15 protein-coding genes and 1 riboswitch are annotated in these 18,821 nt (G+C 62.4%); of the genes, 1 reads left to right on the forward strand and 14 read right to left on the reverse strand.

All coding sequences use genetic code 11. From position 1 onward, the window contains the following. Positions 1-20: 20 nt before the first annotated feature. The 3 genes from ACT01B_RS18255 to ACT01B_RS18265 all read right to left on the reverse strand — a co-directional run bounded on the left by ACT01B_RS18255 (position 21) and on the right by ACT01B_RS18265 (position 6,519). Positions 21-974: a glutathione S-transferase family protein gene (locus ACT01B_RS18255; RefSeq protein WP_445144625.1), complete on the reverse strand. Its 954-nt coding sequence runs from the start codon at positions 972-974 to the stop codon at positions 21-23. 60 nt (positions 975-1,034) lie between these two features. Next, a complete protein-coding gene (gene ppc / locus ACT01B_RS18260; protein ID WP_445144626.1) occupies positions 1,035-3,740 on the reverse strand; it encodes a phosphoenolpyruvate carboxylase in 2,706 nt (901 codons plus the stop codon). Between the two features lie 292 nt (positions 3,741-4,032). After that, the gene (locus ACT01B_RS18265) at positions 4,033-6,519 is read right to left on the reverse strand and encodes a S9 family peptidase (protein ID WP_445144627.1); all 2,487 of its coding nucleotides are present in this window, start codon (positions 6,517-6,519) and stop codon (positions 4,033-4,035) included. 147 nt (positions 6,520-6,666) lie between these two features. Beyond that, positions 6,667-6,799: riboswitch (S-adenosyl-L-homocysteine riboswitch) on the forward strand. Positions 6,800-6,836: 37 nt separating this feature from the next. Between ACT01B_RS18265 and ahcY the strand changes: the two genes are divergently transcribed. Further along, positions 6,837-8,270: an adenosylhomocysteinase gene (gene ahcY / locus ACT01B_RS18270; RefSeq protein WP_445144628.1), complete on the forward strand. Its 1,434-nt coding sequence runs from the start codon at positions 6,837-6,839 to the stop codon at positions 8,268-8,270. Between the two features lie 211 nt (positions 8,271-8,481). Here ahcY and ACT01B_RS18275 read toward each other — a convergent pair whose 3' ends face one another. From ACT01B_RS18275 to ccoN, 11 genes are all read right to left on the reverse strand, one after another. Further along, positions 8,482-9,366, reverse strand: a complete 885-nt coding sequence (locus ACT01B_RS18275) for a hypothetical protein (RefSeq protein ID WP_445144629.1) — start codon at positions 9,364-9,366, stop codon at positions 8,482-8,484. A 618-nt stretch (positions 9,367-9,984) separates the two neighbouring features. Further along, positions 9,985-10,710, reverse strand: coding sequence for a sulfite exporter TauE/SafE family protein (locus ACT01B_RS18280; protein ID WP_445144630.1), 726 nt, complete (start codon positions 10,708-10,710; stop codon positions 9,985-9,987). Beyond that, positions 10,700-10,897: a cbb3-type cytochrome oxidase assembly protein CcoS gene (ccoS, locus tag ACT01B_RS18285; RefSeq protein ID WP_445144631.1), complete on the reverse strand. Its 198-nt coding sequence runs from the start codon at positions 10,895-10,897 to the stop codon at positions 10,700-10,702. The genes ACT01B_RS18280 and ccoS overlap by 11 nt, the downstream gene beginning before the upstream one ends. After that, entirely contained in the window at positions 10,894-13,221 is a 2,328-nt protein-coding gene (locus ACT01B_RS18290; protein ID WP_445144632.1) for a heavy metal translocating P-type ATPase, read from the reverse strand. The genes ccoS and ACT01B_RS18290 overlap by 4 nt, the downstream gene beginning before the upstream one ends. Before the next feature lie 83 nt (positions 13,222-13,304). Further along, positions 13,305-13,781 carry a FixH family protein gene (locus ACT01B_RS18295; protein WP_445144633.1) on the reverse strand — a complete coding sequence of 159 codons (477 nt, stop codon included), beginning with the start codon at positions 13,779-13,781 and terminating at the stop codon, positions 13,305-13,307. Next, positions 13,778-15,334 carry a 4Fe-4S dicluster domain-containing protein gene (locus ACT01B_RS18300; protein ID WP_445144634.1) on the reverse strand — a complete coding sequence of 519 codons (1,557 nt, stop codon included), beginning with the start codon at positions 15,332-15,334 and terminating at the stop codon, positions 13,778-13,780. The genes ACT01B_RS18295 and ACT01B_RS18300 overlap by 4 nt, the downstream gene beginning before the upstream one ends. Next, entirely contained in the window at positions 15,331-15,639 is a 309-nt protein-coding gene (locus tag ACT01B_RS18305) for a hypothetical protein (RefSeq protein ID WP_445144635.1), read from the reverse strand. Before ACT01B_RS18305 ends, ACT01B_RS18300 begins: the two co-directional genes overlap by 4 nt. After that, a complete protein-coding gene (gene ccoP / locus ACT01B_RS18310) occupies positions 15,639-16,571 on the reverse strand; it encodes a cytochrome-c oxidase, cbb3-type subunit III (RefSeq protein ID WP_445144636.1) in 933 nt (310 codons plus the stop codon). Before ccoP ends, ACT01B_RS18305 begins: the two co-directional genes overlap by 1 nt. Continuing rightward, positions 16,568-16,753: a cbb3-type cytochrome oxidase subunit 3 gene (locus tag ACT01B_RS18315; RefSeq protein ID WP_445144637.1), complete on the reverse strand. Its 186-nt coding sequence runs from the start codon at positions 16,751-16,753 to the stop codon at positions 16,568-16,570. Before ACT01B_RS18315 ends, ccoP begins: the two co-directional genes overlap by 4 nt. Beyond that, positions 16,710-17,351 (reverse strand): cytochrome-c oxidase, cbb3-type subunit II, encoded by a 642-nt coding sequence (gene ccoO, locus ACT01B_RS18320; RefSeq protein ID WP_445147527.1) that lies wholly within the window; start codon positions 17,349-17,351, stop codon positions 16,710-16,712. The genes ACT01B_RS18315 and ccoO overlap by 44 nt, the downstream gene beginning before the upstream one ends. A 10-nt stretch (positions 17,352-17,361) precedes the next feature. Beyond that, positions 17,362-18,807 (reverse strand): cytochrome-c oxidase, cbb3-type subunit I, encoded by a 1,446-nt coding sequence (gene ccoN / locus ACT01B_RS18325; protein ID WP_445144638.1) that lies wholly within the window; start codon positions 18,805-18,807, stop codon positions 17,362-17,364. Positions 18,808-18,821: the final 14 nt, after the last annotated feature.

Genomic DNA, 18,821 nt, shown 5'->3' on the forward strand with positions numbered 1-18,821 from the left:
CGGTATCTGACTCGGTCGACTTACGCCATCGGCGCGTAAGGCATCTTGGCCACGCCACTGAACCAGCGGAGTTTCAAATAGGCGGCCAATCCGAACAGGACCGTCCAGCGGCTTACCGGGTGGATGTCGTTACCCGCCGCCTGTCGCGATACCTCGTCGCCCACGCCACTACGGACTGCCCGGTCGGCACGCAACCATCGCACGCGACCGCGCATCGTTCCGCTTCGCTCCCGCCGCGCCCGGATCGCATCTTCGTAAGGAAACGACACGTCCCGTCCCTGGGCGTCGAACAACCGCTGCTGCCAGGCGAACAATGATCGCAGCCGCGGGTGGTGACTGAAATGAGGCACGACGCGCAGGGGACGCAACAGCGACGCCAGCGTCAGGTCGGCCGCCGTGAATTGTCGCCCCACTAGAAACCCTTCGCGCTCCAGTCGCTCCGCCACGGGAATCAGCAGGTCCTCCAGTTGCTCGTAGACGCGATCATGCCGATTGCGGTGAAAGTGAAAGCGCAGAGTCAGCATCATGCCAATCACCGGCGGAGCCAGCGTTCGCCAACCTCGGCGTGCAAACAAGCCACCCCAGACCCTGGGCATGAACAACGCGGCGAGTGTCTGCGGGCACTCCATGATGACCTGGGTGTAACCCAGGCGTCGCGCATGCAGCCCCAGCGTGGAGTCGAGCCGGAGCATCCATTGCCAGACCTGTTCGCGCTCGGCCGGATCGGCGGGAAACAGCGAATGCTCGGGATAGGTTTCTTCCAGGTAGCGGATGATCGGCGATGAATCGCTGATCGCCACGCCCGTCGCCGTGTCATGGATCAGGGGCACGGTCTGCGCGCAGTCAAAACGACGCATCTCCTTCTTGACGAATGCAACGATGTCGATCCCGCGCCAGGGCAGCTGCTTGAAATCAAGTGCCCAGCGGACCTTCTCGACGTAGTGCGACCAGTGCAATTTGTACAACTCGATCATGGCTTGCCCCATTCCGTGGTTAAGCACGGAATGGGGCCAAGACTTTTCAGACACAAGGCCTCAGCCGGTATTCTGCAGGCCCTGCGATACGCCATTGACGCACGCCACGAGCGCGCCAAGCAGCGCATCGTCCGCTCCACCACCCGCGCGCCAGCGCTGCAGCAGGTCCAGCTGCAGCAGACTCATCGGATCGATGTAGGGATTGCGCAGGCCGATCGACACGGCCAGGCGTGGCTCGTTCTGCAATAGCTGATCGGTTCGCTTGAGACGGATCAGCCAGTGCTGCGTACGCTCGAACTCCTCGCGGATCAACGCAAAGAACGGCTCATGCAACGGACCGGCCAATCGCGAGAATGCCTCGGCGATATCCAGGTCGCACTTGGCCAGCACCATCGCCACGTCATCGAGCATATTGGCGAAGAACGGCCAGTCGCGGGCCATCTCGGCCATTTCCTCTTCGCCGAACAGGGTCACCCCCTGCTCCAGCGCCGTACCAAGGCCGTACCAACCCGGCAGGATCGAACGGCATTGCGTCCACGCGAACACCCAGGGGATGGCGCGCAAATCCTGCACGCCACGCATGCTGCGACGGCGCGAGGGACGCGAACCCAGGGTCATGCGTTCGATCACGTCGATCGGCGTGGCGGCGCGGAAGTAGTCCACGAAGCCTTCGCGGTCGACGAAAGCGCGATAGTGCTCACGGCTACGCGTCGCCAACTGGCTCATGCGCGACCGCCACTCGTCTTCGCGCAACTCTTCCGTACGTGGCCGCAGCGACGCGCGCAGCACGGCGCTGACGGTCTGTTCGAGATTGCGCAGCGCCAGCGCGCGAATACCGTACTTGCGGTGAATCACCTCGCCCTGCTCGGTGATACGCAACACACCCGCTACCGAACCACGCGGTGACGACATCAACGCCGGTGCAATGCGCGAGCCACCACGACTGGCGGAACCGCCGCGGCCGTGGAAGAACGACAGCCGGATACCCGCTGCCGAAGCGACCTCAAGCAACTCCACTTGCGCCCGCTGAAGGCCCCAACGCGAGGCCAGCGTACCGCCATCCTTGCCGCTATCGGAGTAGCCCAGCATTACCCACTGGCGATCGCCACGCGAGGCGAGATGCGCGCGATAAACGGGATCGTCGAGCAAGGCGCGCAAGGTGTCGGGCGCACTGGTCAGGTCGTCCACCGTTTCGAATAGCGGTGCGATATCCAACGGTACCTTATCGTCCTGGACCAAGCCGCCGTAGCGCGCCAGCGCCAGTACGGCGAGCACATCTGCCGCCGAACGCGCCATGCTGATGATGTATAGACCAAGCGCATGCGTGCCATAGCGTCGACGCGCATCGCCCAAAGTGGCGAAGACATCGTACAAAGCGACGGCGGTCGGCTCGTCGCTGATGTTGAGTTTTGATTCACCGCCTGCGATCGGACGTAGACGCAACACCCGCTCTTCGGTGCTGCGCTTCGACCATTCGCTATCGCTGAGCAAGCTGGCCAGCGCGTCATCGTGCACGCGCGAATCCTGGCGCACATCCAGCCTGGCCAGATGGAAGCCGAAGGTACGCACGCGCCAGATCAGTCGCTGTACGGCATACGCACCCGCATGCAGACCACGATGATCCACCAGGCTCAAGGCAATCAGGTGCAGGTCGTCGAGTAATTCGCGAACCGAGGTATAGCCTTCCGGATGATCGTCATCATGCGTCGCTTCCAGGCGCGCACCGATCACCGTCAACAAGCCGCGATACGGCATCTCCGCATGACGTGGACGAACCTTGGCCGCTGCCTCGGGAAAGCGCACGCGATAGTCCGCCAATCGCAAAGCCAGCGTACCGTCTACCGCCACGCGACCCTCGGTCTGGCTCAGTAGTCGCCCCAGTCCGGCGATGTCTTCGATGTAATGTTCCAGCACATGCGCGCGTTGCGTCGCCAGGCTGGCTGCAATGGTGGCGGCACCCACGTTCGGATTGCCGTCCATGTCGCCGCCGACCCAGGTGGCGAAACTCAGCAGGCGCGGCAGCGGCACAGCCACGCCGTACACCGCTTGCAGCGCGTCAGCGAGGGATTCATACAGGGCCGGCACGATGCGATAGACGGGGTTGGCCAGATAGAAGCCGACGTGGTGATGCTCGTCCTGCACGGTGGGACTTACCGGCGATGCTTCGGCCGTCTGCCAACCGGCATTGAGCGCCATGAAGATGCGGTCTTCGTCTTCCTTGCGCTCCTGCGGCGTGCGCGAGGGATCGAAGTTGTCGACCAGCGCGCGCACGATGGATTGTTCTTTTTCCAACAGCGAACGACGCACAGCCTCGGTGGGATGCGCGGTGAAAACTGGTTCCACTTGCAACCGTTCCAACCACTCCAGCAGCTCACCCGCCTCCACACCCTGCGCCTTCAGCTGCGTCAGCGCGTCGAGCAAGGACTCGGGCTGCGGCGCACCGCCTTCACGCTGATAGTCCCGACGTCGGCGGATGCGATGCACGCGTTCCGCGATGTTTACCGCCTGGAAATAGGTGGCGAAGGCCCGCGCCAGCGCTTCGGCATGCGCCGTTTCCAGGCCACTCAGCAGATCGGCCAGCAAGGCCAGGGGCGCGCCTTCGTGGCGACGCGCGATGGCGGCCATGCGGATGCGCTCCACTTCGTCGAGGAACGCCGGCGAAACCTGCTCGGCCAGCATATTGCCGACCAGGGTGCCAAGGCGGCGGACGTCTTCGCGCAACGGGGATTCGTGCGGGGCGAACTCAGGACTGCGGTACTGGTTCATCGATGCCTGGAATGAAGTTGGATGTCTGGACGTCCAAGACTACCCCAAGCTTCATTGATTTGTGCACCGCCACAAAACTATCTTTCTGCTCGAACGAAAACGGAGGCGCAAGGCGCCCCCTTTTCATGGGACCTGGTCAAGGCCGCTGCCACGAGCGTCGGAATGGCCCGAAACGTCGCGTCTTCCAAAACCGTCATCCCAGCGAAAGCTGGGATGACGAGTAGGAAAGGGGATCGCAAACCGTTGTTCGTTGCGGTGACCTGGAAGAGGCACTTGCCCCTCCGCCGAAACGTCAGCGCGACGCCTCCGCCGGTTTGGCGTTCTTCACGTACTGCTCCAACCAGGCATTTGTCTCGGCCAGCATCTGCATGATCGATTCGCGCGCACGATAGGCGTGCGCTTCGTTCGGCAGGATTACCAGGCGCGCGGTACCACCCAAGCCCTTGATGGCGGCGTAGAGGCGCTCGCTCTGGATCGGGAAGGTGCCGGAGTTGTTGTCCTGCTCGCCATGGATCATCAACAGCGCGTCCTTGATCTGGTCGGCGTAGCTGAACGGCGACATGGCCTGGTACACATCCTGCGCCTGCCAGTAGTTGCGCTCCTCGGACTGGAACCCGAACGGCGTGAGCGAGCGGTTATAGGCGCCGCTACGCGCGATGCCCGCCCGGAACAACCGCGTATGCGCCAGCAGGTTCGCCGTCATGAACGCGCCATAGGAATGACCGCCCACGGCGATGCGATGGCGGTCGGTCACGCCACGTCGGACCACTTCATCTACCGCGGCCTCGGCGCTGGCGACGAGTTGCGGGATATAGGTGTCGTTCGGCTCCTTGCTGCCCTCGCCCACGATCGGCACCGAGAAGTTGTCCAGCACGGTGTAACCCATGGTCAGGAACGCCTGCGGTCCCCAATAACTGATGCGGTTGAAACGGTAGGGCGAGTCGGTGACCTGGCCGGCTGCATCGGCCGATTTGAACTCGGCCGGATACGCCCACATCAGCATCGGACGCGGACCGTCCTTCTTCGGGTCGTAGTTGGGCGGCAGGTACAGCGTCGCGGTGAGCTCGACACCATCCTTTCGCTTGTAACGAATCTGCTCTTTTTTCACGCCCTTCATTTGCGGGAACGGGTGCGGGTTGTGGGTGAGCGCGCGCGGCGTGCTGTTCGCTGCCAGCTCGCGCACGTAGTAATTGGTCGGCTCGTTGGGCGATTCGCGCGAGGTCAACGCCCGCTTGCCTTCGTTGTCCAGCAGTACCTGCGGCGCTTCGTAGTACGGCGCCTGCGAGCGGAACAACCGCGTGCTCTGGCCGTTGCGCAGATCGACCTTGTCGACGAACGGACGGTCGCCCTCCGACGATGCGCCTTGTCCCAGACGGAAAATACTCTCGCCACCGTCGGCCAACAGCAGACGCGACTCGCCGTGTTCATCGAGCGCGGTCGCCGGCATACCCGGGTCGTTGTAACGATCCTCCGAAGAACCTTCATGGATCAGCTTGGGCGACAAATCGAGATGGTCGGGCATGACCCGCCATTCCTTCACCTTACGCGTCTTCCACCAGAACTCGTCGATCAGGGCCAGATCGCCATTGCCCCAATAAACACCGGCATAACGGCTGCCGAGCTTGGCCAGCGTGACTGGCGCCTGGTCAAAGGGAGCTCCCTGCATCAGCACGAGATCGCGAACGTCGGCCTTGCGGGCCGGATCGCCGCCATCCTGTGCCTCGGCCCATACGAGCGTTGCGGCTGCATCGGCACGCCACTCGATATCGCGCACGCCCGTACGCACCGCGTCATTGCCGGTAGGCAGGCCTTCGACCAGGGGTTGGTTGGCAATTTCCTTGACCAGCTTGCCGTCGAGATTCAGCACCTCGATGCGGCGCGGGAAGCTATCAGCCGGCACCAGGTAGGAGAACGGCCGCTCGATGCGTTGACGCAACAGGTTACGACCGTCCGGCGAGGCACTGATCGACAGCGTCAGCGTGGGTTCGCCCACCATCGTCACCTTGCCGTCCAGGTCGACCAGGGCGGACTGCGAGCGCATGTAGTGCTCGAACACACGCGCATCATCCTCGTTGCGCAGCATGTCCTGATAGGTGCGGATCGCTTTCACGCCGCCGCCCGCCTGCGTTTGCTGCGTATTCGGCCCGGTCGGAATACCGCTGGAGACGGGTGCCTCGCCCTGCCCCTGGGGCTGCAACTGGACCAACAGCTGCTTGCCATCCGGCATCCAGCGATATCCGCGTCCGGCCACCGTATTGAGTGGCAGCGCGGTAAGACGGCGCGCCGTGCGGGCCGCGACATCGACGATCCACAACTCGTTGCGACCCTGCTTCGCATCGACCTGATTGAAGGCCAGATAGCGCTGATCCGGCGACCAGCTGGACGTGGCGATGGACAACGGCGTCGGCAAACCCTGCAGACGGATCTCCTTGCCACTGGCCACATCCATCAGCCACAGGTCGCTGCCGAAGGAAAAACGGCTTTGCGCATAGGTGCGCGGGTTGATGCGCAGACCGGCCAGTTTCAGCTCCGGCTGCGCCACCACGTCGATGCCCGGCAACGACGGCGTCTGCGTCAGTGCCAGCAGGTCACGGTGCGGGCTGATCGAGAGCTGCGGCGGGCGCGGCGCATCCACCAGGGCCTGCAATGGCGCCGGTGGCAATAGATACCCTCCGGCAGATGCGCTCGCCGCGATGGGCGCTTTCTGCGCCAGCACCGCCATGGGGAGCGCAGCGAACAGGAAACCTACGAGAACGAAACGCCGGAACCGAATATCCATGTCGTAACAAGGGCCTTTGTCGTAATAATTTGCGAAATTAACGCTCCCGCCCTCCCCTGGCCAAGGCCATCAGTCATGGCTGGCACTGAAGCCGGACATCGGCGCTGGGGGCAGAACCCATTCCTCTCTGACGGTATACTCACATGTCCCGTTGAGGGGCGCTGCGACCGTTGGCATGGCGAACGCGGAGATTTCCGCTTCAGTCCGCACTTTCATGTGCTGGCGTTCACCTTCCCCGGCCAGGCTCGACGGATTCAATTTGTAACGGCGCCCGGTTACCGATGCGACCCCTTGGTCGCAACATCCGGAGCTACGCCATGAACGCAGTCACCAAAGATTCCGCCCAGCAGGACTTCAAGGTCCGCGATATCTCGCTCGCCGACCTGGGCCGCCGCCGCATCCGCATGGCCGAAGAGGAAATGCCGGGCCTGATGCAGATCCGCGCCCGCTACTCCAAGGACAAGCCGCTGAAGGGCGTGCGCCTGTCGGGCTCCCTGCACGTCACCAAGGAAACCGCCGTGCTGGCCGAGACCCTGCGCGAGCTGGGCGCCTCGGTGCGCTGGGCTTCGTGCAACATCTTCTCGACCCAGGACGACGTCGCCGCCGCCATGGCTGTCGGCGGCCTGCCGGTGTTCGCCTGGAAGGGCGAGTCGCTGGAAGAGTACTGGGAGTGCACGCTGGACATGCTGTCCCATCCGGGCGAGCTCGGTCCGCAGCTGATCGTCGATGACGGCGGCGACGCCACCTTGTTCATCCACAAGGGCGTCGAGCTTGAAGACGGCGACAACTGGGTCAATACCCCCAGCGGCAACCACGAAGAGCAGGTCATCAAGGACCTGGTCAAGCGCGTCCACAAGGAGCGTCCGGGCTGGTTCAAGAAGGTCGCCGCCGAATGGAAGGGCGTGTCCGAGGAGACCACCACCGGCGTGCATCGCCTCTATCAGCTGGCCGAAGCCGGCAAGCTGCTGGTGCCGGCGATCAACGTCAACGACTCGGTGACCAAGTCCAAGTTCGACAACCTGTACGGCTGCCGCGAGTCGCTGGCCGACGGCATCAAGCGCGCCACCGACCTGATGGTCGCCGGCAAGGTCGCCGTGGTCTGCGGCTATGGCGACGTGGGCAAGGGCTGCGCGCATTCGCTGAAGGGCTTCGGCGCGCGCGTCATCGTCACCGAAATCGATCCGATCAATGCCCTGCAGGCGGCGATGGAAGGCTTCCAGGTCACCACCATTGAAGACACCCTGGGCCTGGGCGACATCTACGTCACCACCACCGGCAACAAGGACATCATCACGCTCGAGCATATGGCGGCGATGAAGAACAACGCCCTGGTGTGCAACATCGGCCACTTCGACAACGAGATCCAGATGGATCGCCTCAACACCGCCAAGGGTGTGACGCGCGAGAACATCAAGCCGCAGGTGGACCGCTACACGTTCGAGAAGTCGGGCCACAGCATCTACATGCTGGCCGAAGGCCGCCTGGTGAACCTGGGCTGCGCCCACGGCCACCCGAGCTTCGTGATGTCCAACAGCTTCTCCAACCAGACGCTGGCCCAGCTCGACCTGTGGGCGAACAAGGACAAGTACGAGAAGACGGTCTACCGCCTGTCCAAGAAGCTGGACGAGGAAGTCGCTCGCCTGCATCTGGAGCAGATCGGCGTGAAGCTGACCAAGCTGACGCCGGAACAGGCCGCCTACATCGGCGTGCCGGTCGACGGCCCGTACAAGCCGGAGCACTACCGCTACTAAGTCGTAACCAACGCACTTGGTCAACGCGACAAGCCGAAGGGGCCGCCACTGGCGGCCCCTTCTTCATTTATAGCTTACTGGGAAGTAGCCACAGGTTCGCCGGCCACTGTCGACCTCGAGCTTGGAAAAAATCTAATAAATGATCATTCCAACGAAAGCCAAGGGCGTGCTCCGCTCCCTAATCAAAATTCATCAGAAAACAAGATGGTCTTTAATTTTCAAAGTGGCAGTCGAGATAGAGTGTGGTGCCCTCTAGCTGCACCACCTTGGCGATGAGCGTGGCGTAGTCATCATTACGCAGTGCGATAAAACGCCCCGCTTGCTTCGGGTCCGTGCGACAAGTAATCGCCGTCCTGCTATCTATCCCTCTCGTTATCCCGGGGAGAAGTCTGAATTTACTTGTGATGTACTGAATGTCAAAAGAGGGGGCGCCAACCGCATGTGCTCCGATGGGAATGGAGACCTGGCCATCAATGCGATATACCTTGCCGATGTACAGGCCTGCCACATACTCTGGATGCGCGGCGTGGATGGCTAATGCCTTGTCCAATTGAAACGCGAGGTCGGGAGCCTTGACGTTGATAATCTCGTCGCTATGCGTTTGGGCGCGTGCTTCCGCGGCCCGGGCCACGCCCGCGCTGTCCATGGTTACCTTCGACAACATGCTACACATGAAGTCACGCATGCTATCCGAGCTGACTGTCCCGCCTGGATTCAGGCGAAGCGTTATCGCCAGGCGATTTGTCGCTTCATAGGCGCCGATCATGATCGGAAAAACCTTTTCCGGATGAAGAAGGCTGTCTTTATGCACTATCGTCAGAGTGCCTTGATCGCCGCTGTAGTTCTCAGCTCCGATTTTGAAATCCTGATCCAGAGCATTCTTTTCGATCTGCCCCAGCGCGCTGTGAATATCCAAGTTCGGAATTGTCACAAAGGTCAAGTAGGAGGCGCCGTTGCGCGGGTCACCCTCGACTTTGAAATTTGCCGCACACTCGCTCTGCGCAAATGCTACTTGGGTGATAAATAGCAACGAAAGAAGGCTAAATAAATTAACTCCAATCCGTAAGCTTTTGGAGGAAAAATGAATAGATCTCACCAAATATCCTTTGATAGGTCTTGCGCTAGGACTGCCTGACCTGTCGAGCGGCAGTCTAAAGAGCTCCACCCTACGCTAGTGTCTACACGGTATAAATAAGACTTATCTGAAAGCCTCGTTGATGGATCGAGGCATCCCGGAACCGCGTCCACGGTGACAACACTCTCATGAAAAGTGCTCGTTCGTGCCGTTGAGTTTTGAATCGATGAATAGATCTACGCGTCGCGTAATAGCTCAAGTTGTCATAGCCGCCAGGGATACCGTCTCGGATTAGCTTCTCGACCAGATTGATAGTTTCCGTGGTCGCAGACGATGAGCGACAAGACGGCAAGACCGAGAATGGGATCAAACGTAGAAGCGTAATGGCTGGCCATTGCCCCGATGGATTTTCGGTGCAGCATGGACCGACTGCTAGTGACCGTGCGCGAAGTGCTGGAGGGACGCTGGATGGCGGCGCCTATGTGTTGCGCAGTCGTCACGCCACGCGTATCAAAGTGCTAGCGGTGGATGTCCAAATAGTGTGGCTAGCAGTGCGTCGTTTGTGGTGGCGCCAGTCATTTTATGAATCAAGCCATGCCATGCCGCCTGACTTGGCTCCAGCCAGCACCACCTCCCGCCTCAACGTGAAGACGGACCGCAGCCCAATGCGCCGAGCAGGCCGTGCAGGACCGGCACCTGCATGAGCCAAGGCGCCGACAAGGTCAGGACTCCGACCAGCAGGATGAAGAGCGCGGCGTAGCGGCGCGGTGCGGGTTGCTGCAGCCAACGCCCTACCCGCGCGCCGGACCAGGTCAACGGCAACATCACCGGCAACGTGCCCAGGCCGAATACCGCCATAGTCAACGCGCCATCGCGCGCGCTGGCCTGGAACCAGGCTGCGGCGAGCATCGTGGTACTCAGCCCGCACGGCAGCCATCCCCACAACACACCCGCGGCAAGACGGCGCGCCAACGTGTTGGTAGGCAGCAGACGCCGCTGTAACGGTTGCAGCCAGCGCCATAACCGCGCCCCCGGACGGGCGAACAGACTGAGCCGGCCGCGTCGGTCGAGCAAACGTAGCGCCGCAATGATCAACACAAGACCGACTGCCACGCGCATGGCGATAGCCAGCGCGCTCCATTCGAACAAGCGCAGCAGACCATCACCCACGCCTCCCACGACCGCACCGGCCAATACATAGCCTGCCACCCGCCCCAGATTCAATTGCAACGCGGCACGCCAGCCTGCCCGCGGTGACCACACCGAAAAGCCCGTAGCGATGCCGCCGCACATCGCGGCGCAATGCACACCACCGAGCAGGCCGGTGAACAGGACGGCGAGCAGGGCTGGAGCATTAATCGGCATCGCCTGCATCCTTCGAATCGATCCTCACCTCAGGGGATGAACGAGCCGGTGGATCGTCATGGAGGATATCCAGCGCCGGCGTATCCATGTCGTCGAACTGCCCCTTGCGCACGGCCCACACAAACGCGCCGACGGCTGCGGCGAGCAGCACCAGGCTAAGCGGTATGAGCATGAGCAGGATGATCACGGCGTCGGCTCCGGCACGCGGATGCGCGTCAGCCGCAAGGCATTGCAGGTAACGATCAGCGAAGACGCCGCCATGCCCAGCGCCGCCACGGCCGGCGTCACCTCTCCGGCGATCGCCAAGGGCAGCGCCAGCAGGTTGTAGCCCACGGCCCAGGCGAAATTCTGGCGCACGATGCGCTGTGTACGTCGAGCGAGCTTCACGGCAGCGGGAATGCGCAACAGTGCGGGTGCCGTCAGCACCATATCGGCCGCGCGCTGTGCCAGCGGGGCACCCTCGCCCATGGCCAGCGAAACATCCGCACCCGCTAGCACGGGCGCATCATTCAAACCGTCTCCGACCATGGCGACGATGCGCCCATTCGCCTGCAGTCGACGCACCAGGGCCAGCTTGTCCTCCGACGTCTGCCGAGAGTGCGCCTCGCCAATATTGAGCTTGCCCATGAGGCGTTGGACGGACTCCCGTGCATCGCCACTGGCCAGATGGACGGCCAGGCCCAGCCCACGCAACGCCCTGATGGTCTCGCTTGCATCCGGTCGCAAGCTTTCCTGTAGACGGAAGCGCGCCGCGACATGCGAGCCCTGGCTTAGCCAGAGACATCCATCATCCTCTCGCTTCGCGGCAAAGGGCGCCTGACCAAGCTTCCATTCCACGCCGTCCACCTTGCCGATCAGACCCTTCCCACTGATGGACCGAACCTCGCTGGCTCGTAGCTCGGTTCGCACGTCAGCGAAGGCGACGGCGATAGGGTGGCCACTGTCCCGCTCCAACGCCGCGGCGATGGCTTTCGCCGTCGCCGATGTCATCCCTTCAAACACCTGCACTTCGCCCAGCGTTGGCTGTATGCGTGTCAGGGTGCCGGTCTTGTCGAATACCACATCGGTAGCCCGGGCTAGACTGTCCAGCCCATTGGCGCGGATGGACAGCACGCCTAGCCGCGCCAAGGCGCCATGCGTCGCAGCCAAGGCGGCAGGCACCGCGAGTGACAAAGCACATGGGCAGCTGATGACCAGCAGGGACAACGTGACCTCGAAGGCACGCGCCGGGTCGACCATGCGCCAGCCGAGATAGACCAGCACCGCCGCAACCAACAAGGTCGCGACAAACCAGCTGCCCATGCGATCTGCCAGTCGAGCGATAGGTGGGCGATGGGCCTGGGCTTGTTCGACCAGGCGAGTCAGCTGAGACAGGCGCGTGGCGCTGCCGACTTGGGTGACTTCGATGCGCGCAGGGGTTTCTCGGCATACCGTCCCTGCCAAGATCAGCGCGCCCTGCTCCCTGCTCACCGGACGGGACTCGCCGGTCAGCAACGCTTCCTCGAACACCGCTACGGCATCCAGCAGGTGGCCATCGGCGGGCACTACCTCGCCGACAACCACGCAGGCAATATCGCCAACCTGCAGCGCCGTCAGCGGCACGGATTCTCGCGCGCCATCCCCCCGTTCGCGCACGGCAAGCGTTGGCCTGGAACGGGCCAGCGTGTCCACTTGCGAACTGGCAATACGCCGTGCCCGTTGTTCGAGCATGCGCGCACCGAGCAACAGGAACACAAACATCGCGGCCGCGTCGTACCAGACCTGCGCGCCGCCGCGTGCGGTTTCGACGGCGCTAGCCAGATAGGCCAGCAGAACGGAACTGGCGATCAACGTGTCCATGCCCAGGTGACGCTGGCGCAACTCCCGCCAGCAGCCGGCCAGGAACGGCCAGCCGGCGTAAAACACCACTGGCGTGCAGACCAGAAAGGTGATCCAGCGAAAAAAATCCCGCGTCGATATCGGCATGTGGTGAGCGAAGTCGAGATACATCGCCTCCGACAACATCATCGTCTGCATCGCGCCAAGCCCGGCGATGCCAAGACGCAGCAACCAACGCCGCCGCTCGGCCACGCGCTCACGCTCGCGCAGCGCGCCGCCGGCAAGATAGGGTCGATAACCCAACAAAGCCAATCGTTGCAGCACGAGCGACAAGCGGGTTTGGGCGGGATCCCAGCCGATGCGAATGCGGCCAGTGACGGCGTTGGCGCTGACGTCGAACACGCCTGGCTCGCGCTGCAGGGCGCGATCGATCAACCACGCGCAGGCAGCGCAGCGCATGCCATCGGTAAGCAGCGTAATCTCGAGTCCGCCGGTTACCGGGAAAGCATGCTCGCTCTGCAGATCGCCGCGATCCCATCCGTCGAGATCGGGCGTATCGATGCCCACACGAGCGCCAGCGCTACTGCGCAACCGATAGTAGTCGCCCAGGTCGGACTGGCGAATCCACTGCGCAGCTGCTGCGCAGCCGTGGCAGCAGAAGCCTTGTTCGCTGCCATCCAGGTCGAACCGCATCGACCCTGCCGGCAAGGCTTCTCCACAGTGATAGCAAGTCTGGATGCCTGGCAGGTTTGCGGCGTCTACGGCGCAGTCCACGTTTACGGTTTCAGGTGGATGAAACGCGCTTGCGACGGCCAGTGTCCACGCAACAGCCAGACGGCGTTGTCGGGCGTCAGCTGCACCGCCCAGTCATCACTACCCTCCAGCGAGCCGAGCCCACGCCAGCCCAGCTCGCTCGGCACAAGCTGATAGCTGCGGTTTCCACCCGGGGCATGCGGCGAAGTCAGGGTCAACGTAAGCTTCCCGCCGCGCGGGAAGTTGCCGTCCATCGGCAAGGCCTCGATCATGTCGCCCTTGGTCCGCAGCACCAAGCCCTGCGTCGATACCTCGACCGCGCTACGTGCCGAGACGAGCATCCTGCCTACCTGTATTTGCTTGTCGGCCATTTCCCTATCCTCACGACCCGGATGGACGGCGGCGAACAAGAGACTGAAGCCGATCGCAACCGAGGCCAGGGGCAGTCCCACCAGCATCCATATCATCGGTTCGCGCCAGAGGCGACGTGTCTGGTTCATGGCAATGGCCCGAAGAAGCTGCTGTTGACCGTGGTCTTGGCGTCCATATCGACGCCGCGTACCTGGAATTGCACGTCATGACGACCGGAGACCTCAGCAGAGGCGCTGACGGTAAGCGGCACCGAAACCACGCCGCCGCTTTCCGCCTGCACCGTCTGAGGCCCATCGCGCAGGCTGATACCCGGCATATCGGTGGCGCTCACATCGATGACGAAACGGCGTGGCTGCTGATCCTTGTTGACCAGCTTGAGCGTGTAGCTGTTCTCGATGCGGCCGCCGCTGGCCTGGCTATACATGACATTGCGGTCACGCAGCACCTCGGCGATCAACAGACTGCGATGGGTCACGCCGTACATCCACCCACCGGCCAAGGCCAGCAGCAGGCAGGCGTAGACCACGATGCGCGGCCGCAGCACCCGCACCGGCTTGCTATCGACATGGTTCTGCGTGGTGTAGCGGATCAGTCCCTTCGGATAGCCCACCTTGTTCATCACTGCGTCGCAGGCATCGATGCAGGCACCACAGGCAATGCACTCGTACTGCAGGCCGTTGCGGATATCGATGCCCGTGGGGCACACCTGCACGCAAATGGTGCAGTCGATGCAGTCGCCAAGCTGATCAAGCGTGAACTTCGGCAACGGCTCGGCCGTCGCACCGGCGGTATCCGCCAACACGATGGTACCGCTGGCCTGTGCGCGGTTATCGGCCGCCGAGGGATGCTGGCTGGCGCGAAATACGTAGTTGTAGGCGGTGACTTTATCGAGCAGGCCGCGCGCCCGCGCCAGCACGCTGTGCAAGCCGCGCTTGCGTGAACCCCGTGGTTCGCCACGCATGGGATCGTAGGCAATGATCAGCGTGTTTCGATCGAACATCGCACTCTGGAAGCGTGCATAAGGGCACATGTACTTGCATACCTGCTGGCGCAGGAACCCGGCATTGCCCCACGTGGCGAAGCCGTAGAACAGAATCCAGAACGTTTCCCAGCCACCCCAAGCCAAGGGCGTACGCTGCGTGAGATCAACAATCGGACTGAAGAAGCCGACGAAGGTGAACCCAGTCCACAGCGAGAACAACGCCCATAGCAGGTGCCGCGCGCCCTTGCGCAGAATTTTTTCGCGGTTCCACGGCCCCGCATCCAGCTTCATTTGCTTGTTGCGGTCGCCCTCGCACCAACGCTCGATCCAGATCGAGACCTCGGTCCAGACGGTTTGCGGACAGGCATAACCGCAGAACAGTCGACCGGCCAGGGCGGTAAAAAAGAACAGCGCAAGCGCCGCAATGATCAGCAGCATCGACAGGAACAGGAAATCCTGCGGCAGGAACATCAAGCCGAAAATGTGGAACTTGCGCGCAGGCAGATCGAGCAAGACTGCCTGCTGTCCATTCCAGCGCAGCCACGGAAACAGATAGAACATGCCGAGCAACCACAGCACAGCCGCCACCCGCAGGCGATTGAACCGCCCTGACACTTCACGGGGGTAGATCTTGCGTTCGCTGACGTAGTACGAGCTGCTTTCGTCGTCGATGACGTGCAGCGGAATGCGGCCACTCATGATTTTCCATCGGGTCGTAACCCGCCTTGGACAAAGCGCGAAGGGCGCAACAGGATCCACGTGAACAGGCTCGACGATGCCGTGGCCAACCAAATCAGGAAAAATCCCAGCGTGTAGCCAAGCTCACGACTCAGCCGCAGCGATGGAAAGGTTATTTCCCGCAAGGCCTCAGGGTCGATGAAGGCGAAGAACACCATCGTCACCACGCCGGCCACGAAGAAGCTGGGCCACAGAATGGCTCCGACACATTGCAACGATGCACGTGGCGGCGCCTGCTCCGACAGGTTGGGAGGCTGCGGCTTCATTATTCCGCGGCAGCCCCATCGGCTGGCGGCGGGTCGGTATGCGGCGACAGCGTCCAGACGTAGGCGCCAACCAGCCGTGTACGAGTGTCGCCCAGCATCGGCTTCCAGGTCGGCATGACGCCCTGGCGGCCTTCGCTCAGCGTCTTGTGCAGCGCGGCCTCGCTGCCGCCGTACAGCCAATGGCCGGCGGTGAGGTCCGGCGCGCCCAGCATCGGGTTGCCCTTGCCCTGCGGGCCATGGCAGGCCACGCAGGTCGTGGCGAACAACTTCTCGCCGCGTTCCGCCGCATCCTTCGGTTGGTCGGTTCTGGACAGCGACAGCACATAGGCGATCGTGTCATCCACCGCGGTGGGACCGCCTTGCTCGATCAGCGTGGGGGCCCACGCCGGCATGACCGCCTGGCGGCCATCCTGGATCGTTTCGAGAATGCGCTCGGGCGTGCCGCCCCAACGCTTGGCGCCAAGGGTCAGGTCGGGAAAACCGACCGTGCCGTGCCCACCTGAACCATGACAGGCCGCGCATTGATTGATGAAGATGGTGCGGCCGATCGACACCGCCCCCGGATCCTGGGCCAACACATCGATAGGTTTGCCCGCATAGAGCTTGAGCGTGTCATCCAGCCGGGCGTCCTCGGCGGCGTTGTCCAGCGCCCATTCGGACTTCGAACTCCAGTGGCCGTAACCTTTCAGCTGGCCCACACCGAACCACATGAGATAAGCCACGGCGAAAACGATGGTGATGTAGAACAGGTTGATCCACCAGCGCGGCAGCGGCTTGTTGAATTCGGTGAGATTGCCGTCCCAGACATGCCCGGTTTCGTCCGGCTTTGGGTCGCTCGGCCGACGTTTGGTATTGCCTACCAGCAGCCACGCGCAACCGGCCAGGTTCAACACCGTCAGGATGACTACGTACCACGTCCATGCGGGCGTCATGTTGTTTCCTCCTTGTCGTCTTCCAGAGGCATCTGGGCAGCTGCATCGAGTACGGACTTGTGACCCGGCAGCCAAAGCCAGATACAGCCCCCTACAAACAGCAGCAGCAATGCAGCGGTAATCAGGCCAGGCAGCATGTCACTCAGCCCCCTCGGCCACTTGCATATCCGCCTGCGAGACATGGGTGCCAAGCCCCTGCAGATAGGCGATTACAGCATCGAGTTCGGTCTTGCCTTCAACCGCCGCTGGCGCGTCCGCGATATCGGCGTCCGTGTAGGGGTCGCCAATGCGCCTGAGGGCGCGCATATGCTGCGCGACTTCCGCACCGTCGAGCTTCGCCTTGGCCAACCACGGGTAGGCCGGCATATTCGACTCGGGCACCACGTCGCGCGGTTCGTTCAGATGCGCGCGGTGCCACTCGTCGGAATAACCGCGCAGGCCCACGCGGGCAAGATCTGGCCCGGTGCGCTTGCTGCCCCACTGGAACGGATGGTCGTAGACCGACTCGCCTGCCAGCGAGTAATGCCCGTAGCGTTCGGTCTCGAAGCGGAGCGTGCGAATCATCTGCGAGTGGCAGCCGTAGCACCCCTCACGGACGTAGATGTCGCGCCCGGCCAGTTCCAACGCGGGATAGGGTTTGATCCCCGGCAGCGGCTTGATGGTCTCGGCCTGGAACATCAGCGGCACGATCTCCGCCAGGCCGCCGAAGGACACCGCGACCGCGATCAAAATCATCATCAGCCCGATGTTCTTTTCGATTTTTGCGTGTGTATGACTCATGTCTGTTCCCTCAGGCACGGGCGTCCGAAACATCGGGCGGAAGTACCGCTTGCGGCGCGGTACTTGCTGCTGCCAGCCGGAAAGTCTTGAACACATTCCAGGCCATCACCAACATGCCCGACAGCACGATCAGTCCACCGCAGAGGCGGAACAGGTAGTACGGCTTGGTGGCGTTGAGCGCCTCGACGAACGAGTACACCAGCGTGCCGTTCTCCGGGTCGGTGGCGCGCCACATCAGGCCCTGCGTCACGCCGGCGATCCACATCGTGGCGATGTAGACGACCACGCCGATCGTGTGGAGCCAGAAATGCGTGTCGATCAACTTGATCGAGTACATCTTCGACAGGTTGAGCACACGTGGCAGCATCGCGTAGATCGAGCCGATCGAAATCATCGCCACCCAACCGAGTGCGCCCGAATGCACGTGACCGATGCCCCAATCGGTGTAATGACTGAGCGAGTTGACCGTCTTGATCGACATCATCGGTCCCTCGAACGTGCTCATCATGTAGAACGAGAGCGAGACGATGAGGAACTTCAGGATCGGATCGGTGCGCAGCTTGTACCAGACGCCCGACAAGGTGAGGATGCCGTTGATCGCACCGCCCCAGGACGGCGCCAGCAACACCAGCGAGAACACCATGCCCAGCGACTGCGCCCAGTCGGGCAGCGCGGTGTACTGCAGGTGATGCGGACCGGCCCACATGTACACCGCGATCAGCGCCCAGAAGTGCACGATCGATAGCCGGTAGGAATAGATCGGACGGTCCGCCTGCTTGGGCACGAAGTAATACATCATGCCGAGGAAGGCGGTGGTCAGGAAAAAGCCCACGGCGTTATGGCCGTACCACCACTGCACCATGGCATCGACCGCGCCGGAATAGACCGAGTACGACTTGGTGAGGCTCGCCGGAATCGCCAGGTTGTTGACGATGTGCAGCAGCGCGATGGTGATGATGTACGCGCCGAAGAACCAGTTGGCGACGTAAATGTGCTTGACCTTGCGCTTGGCGATGGTGCCGAAGAACAGCACCGCGTAGGCGACCCAGACGATCGTGATGAGAATATCGATCGGCCATTCCAGCTCGGCGTATTCCTTGCCCTGGGTCATGCCCAGCGGCAAGGTGATCGCCGCACCCACGATCACCAGCTGCCAGCCCCAGAATACGAAGGACGCCAGCTTGTCCGATAGCAAGCGTACGTGGCAGGTGCGCTGCACCACGTACAGGCTGCTGGCGAATAGCGCCGAGCCGCCGAACGCGAAGATCACCGCATTGGTATGCAATGGCCTGAGACGACCATAGCTGAGCCACGGCACGCCGAAAGTAAGGTCGGGCCAGTACAGCTGGGTCGCGATGATCACGCCGACCAGCATGCCTACGATGCCCCACACCACGGTCATGACGGCGAATTGCCGCACGACCTTGTCGTTATATGTTCCCTCGACGCCTACCATGAGGCCCACTCCTA

This window comes from Dyella sp. Tek66A03, assembly GCF_052567735.1.

What these genes read in the sequence shown, in the direction of transcription:
- ACT01B_RS18265 (WP_445144627.1), bottom strand. Translation starts at nt 6,519, where the DNA reads ATGGATATTCGGTTCCGGCGTTTCGTTCTCGTAGGTTTCCTGTTCGCT.
- ACT01B_RS18305 (WP_445144635.1), bottom strand. Translation starts at nt 15,639, where the DNA reads ATGAAGCCGCAGCCTCCCAACCTGTCGGAGCAGGCGCCGCCACGTGCA.
- ccoP (WP_445144636.1), bottom strand. Translation starts at nt 16,571, where the DNA reads ATGACGCCCGCATGGACGTGGTACGTAGTCATCCTGACGGTGTTGAAC.
- ccoO (WP_445147527.1), bottom strand. Translation starts at nt 17,351, where the DNA reads ATGAGTCATACACACGCAAAAATCGAAAAGAACATCGGGCTGATGATG.
- ppc (WP_445144626.1), bottom strand. Translation starts at nt 3,740, where the DNA reads ATGAACCAGTACCGCAGTCCTGAGTTCGCCCCGCACGAATCCCCGTTG.
- ccoN (WP_445144638.1), bottom strand. Translation starts at nt 18,807, where the DNA reads ATGGTAGGCGTCGAGGGAACATATAACGACAAGGTCGTGCGGCAATTC.
- ACT01B_RS18255 (WP_445144625.1), bottom strand. Translation starts at nt 974, where the DNA reads ATGATCGAGTTGTACAAATTGCACTGGTCGCACTACGTCGAGAAGGTC.
- ahcY (WP_445144628.1), top strand. Translation starts at nt 6,837, where the DNA reads ATGAACGCAGTCACCAAAGATTCCGCCCAGCAGGACTTCAAGGTCCGC.
- ACT01B_RS18300 (WP_445144634.1), bottom strand. Translation starts at nt 15,334, where the DNA reads ATGAGTGGCCGCATTCCGCTGCACGTCATCGACGACGAAAGCAGCTCG.
- ACT01B_RS18295 (WP_445144633.1), bottom strand. Translation starts at nt 13,781, where the DNA reads ATGAACCAGACACGTCGCCTCTGGCGCGAACCGATGATATGGATGCTG.
- ACT01B_RS18315 (WP_445144637.1), bottom strand. Translation starts at nt 16,753, where the DNA reads ATGTCTCGCAGGCGGATATGCAAGTGGCCGAGGGGGCTGAGTGACATG.
- ACT01B_RS18290 (WP_445144632.1), bottom strand. Translation starts at nt 13,221, where the DNA reads ATGCGGTTCGACCTGGATGGCAGCGAACAAGGCTTCTGCTGCCACGGC.
- ACT01B_RS18280 (WP_445144630.1), bottom strand. Translation starts at nt 10,710, where the DNA reads ATGCCGATTAATGCTCCAGCCCTGCTCGCCGTCCTGTTCACCGGCCTG.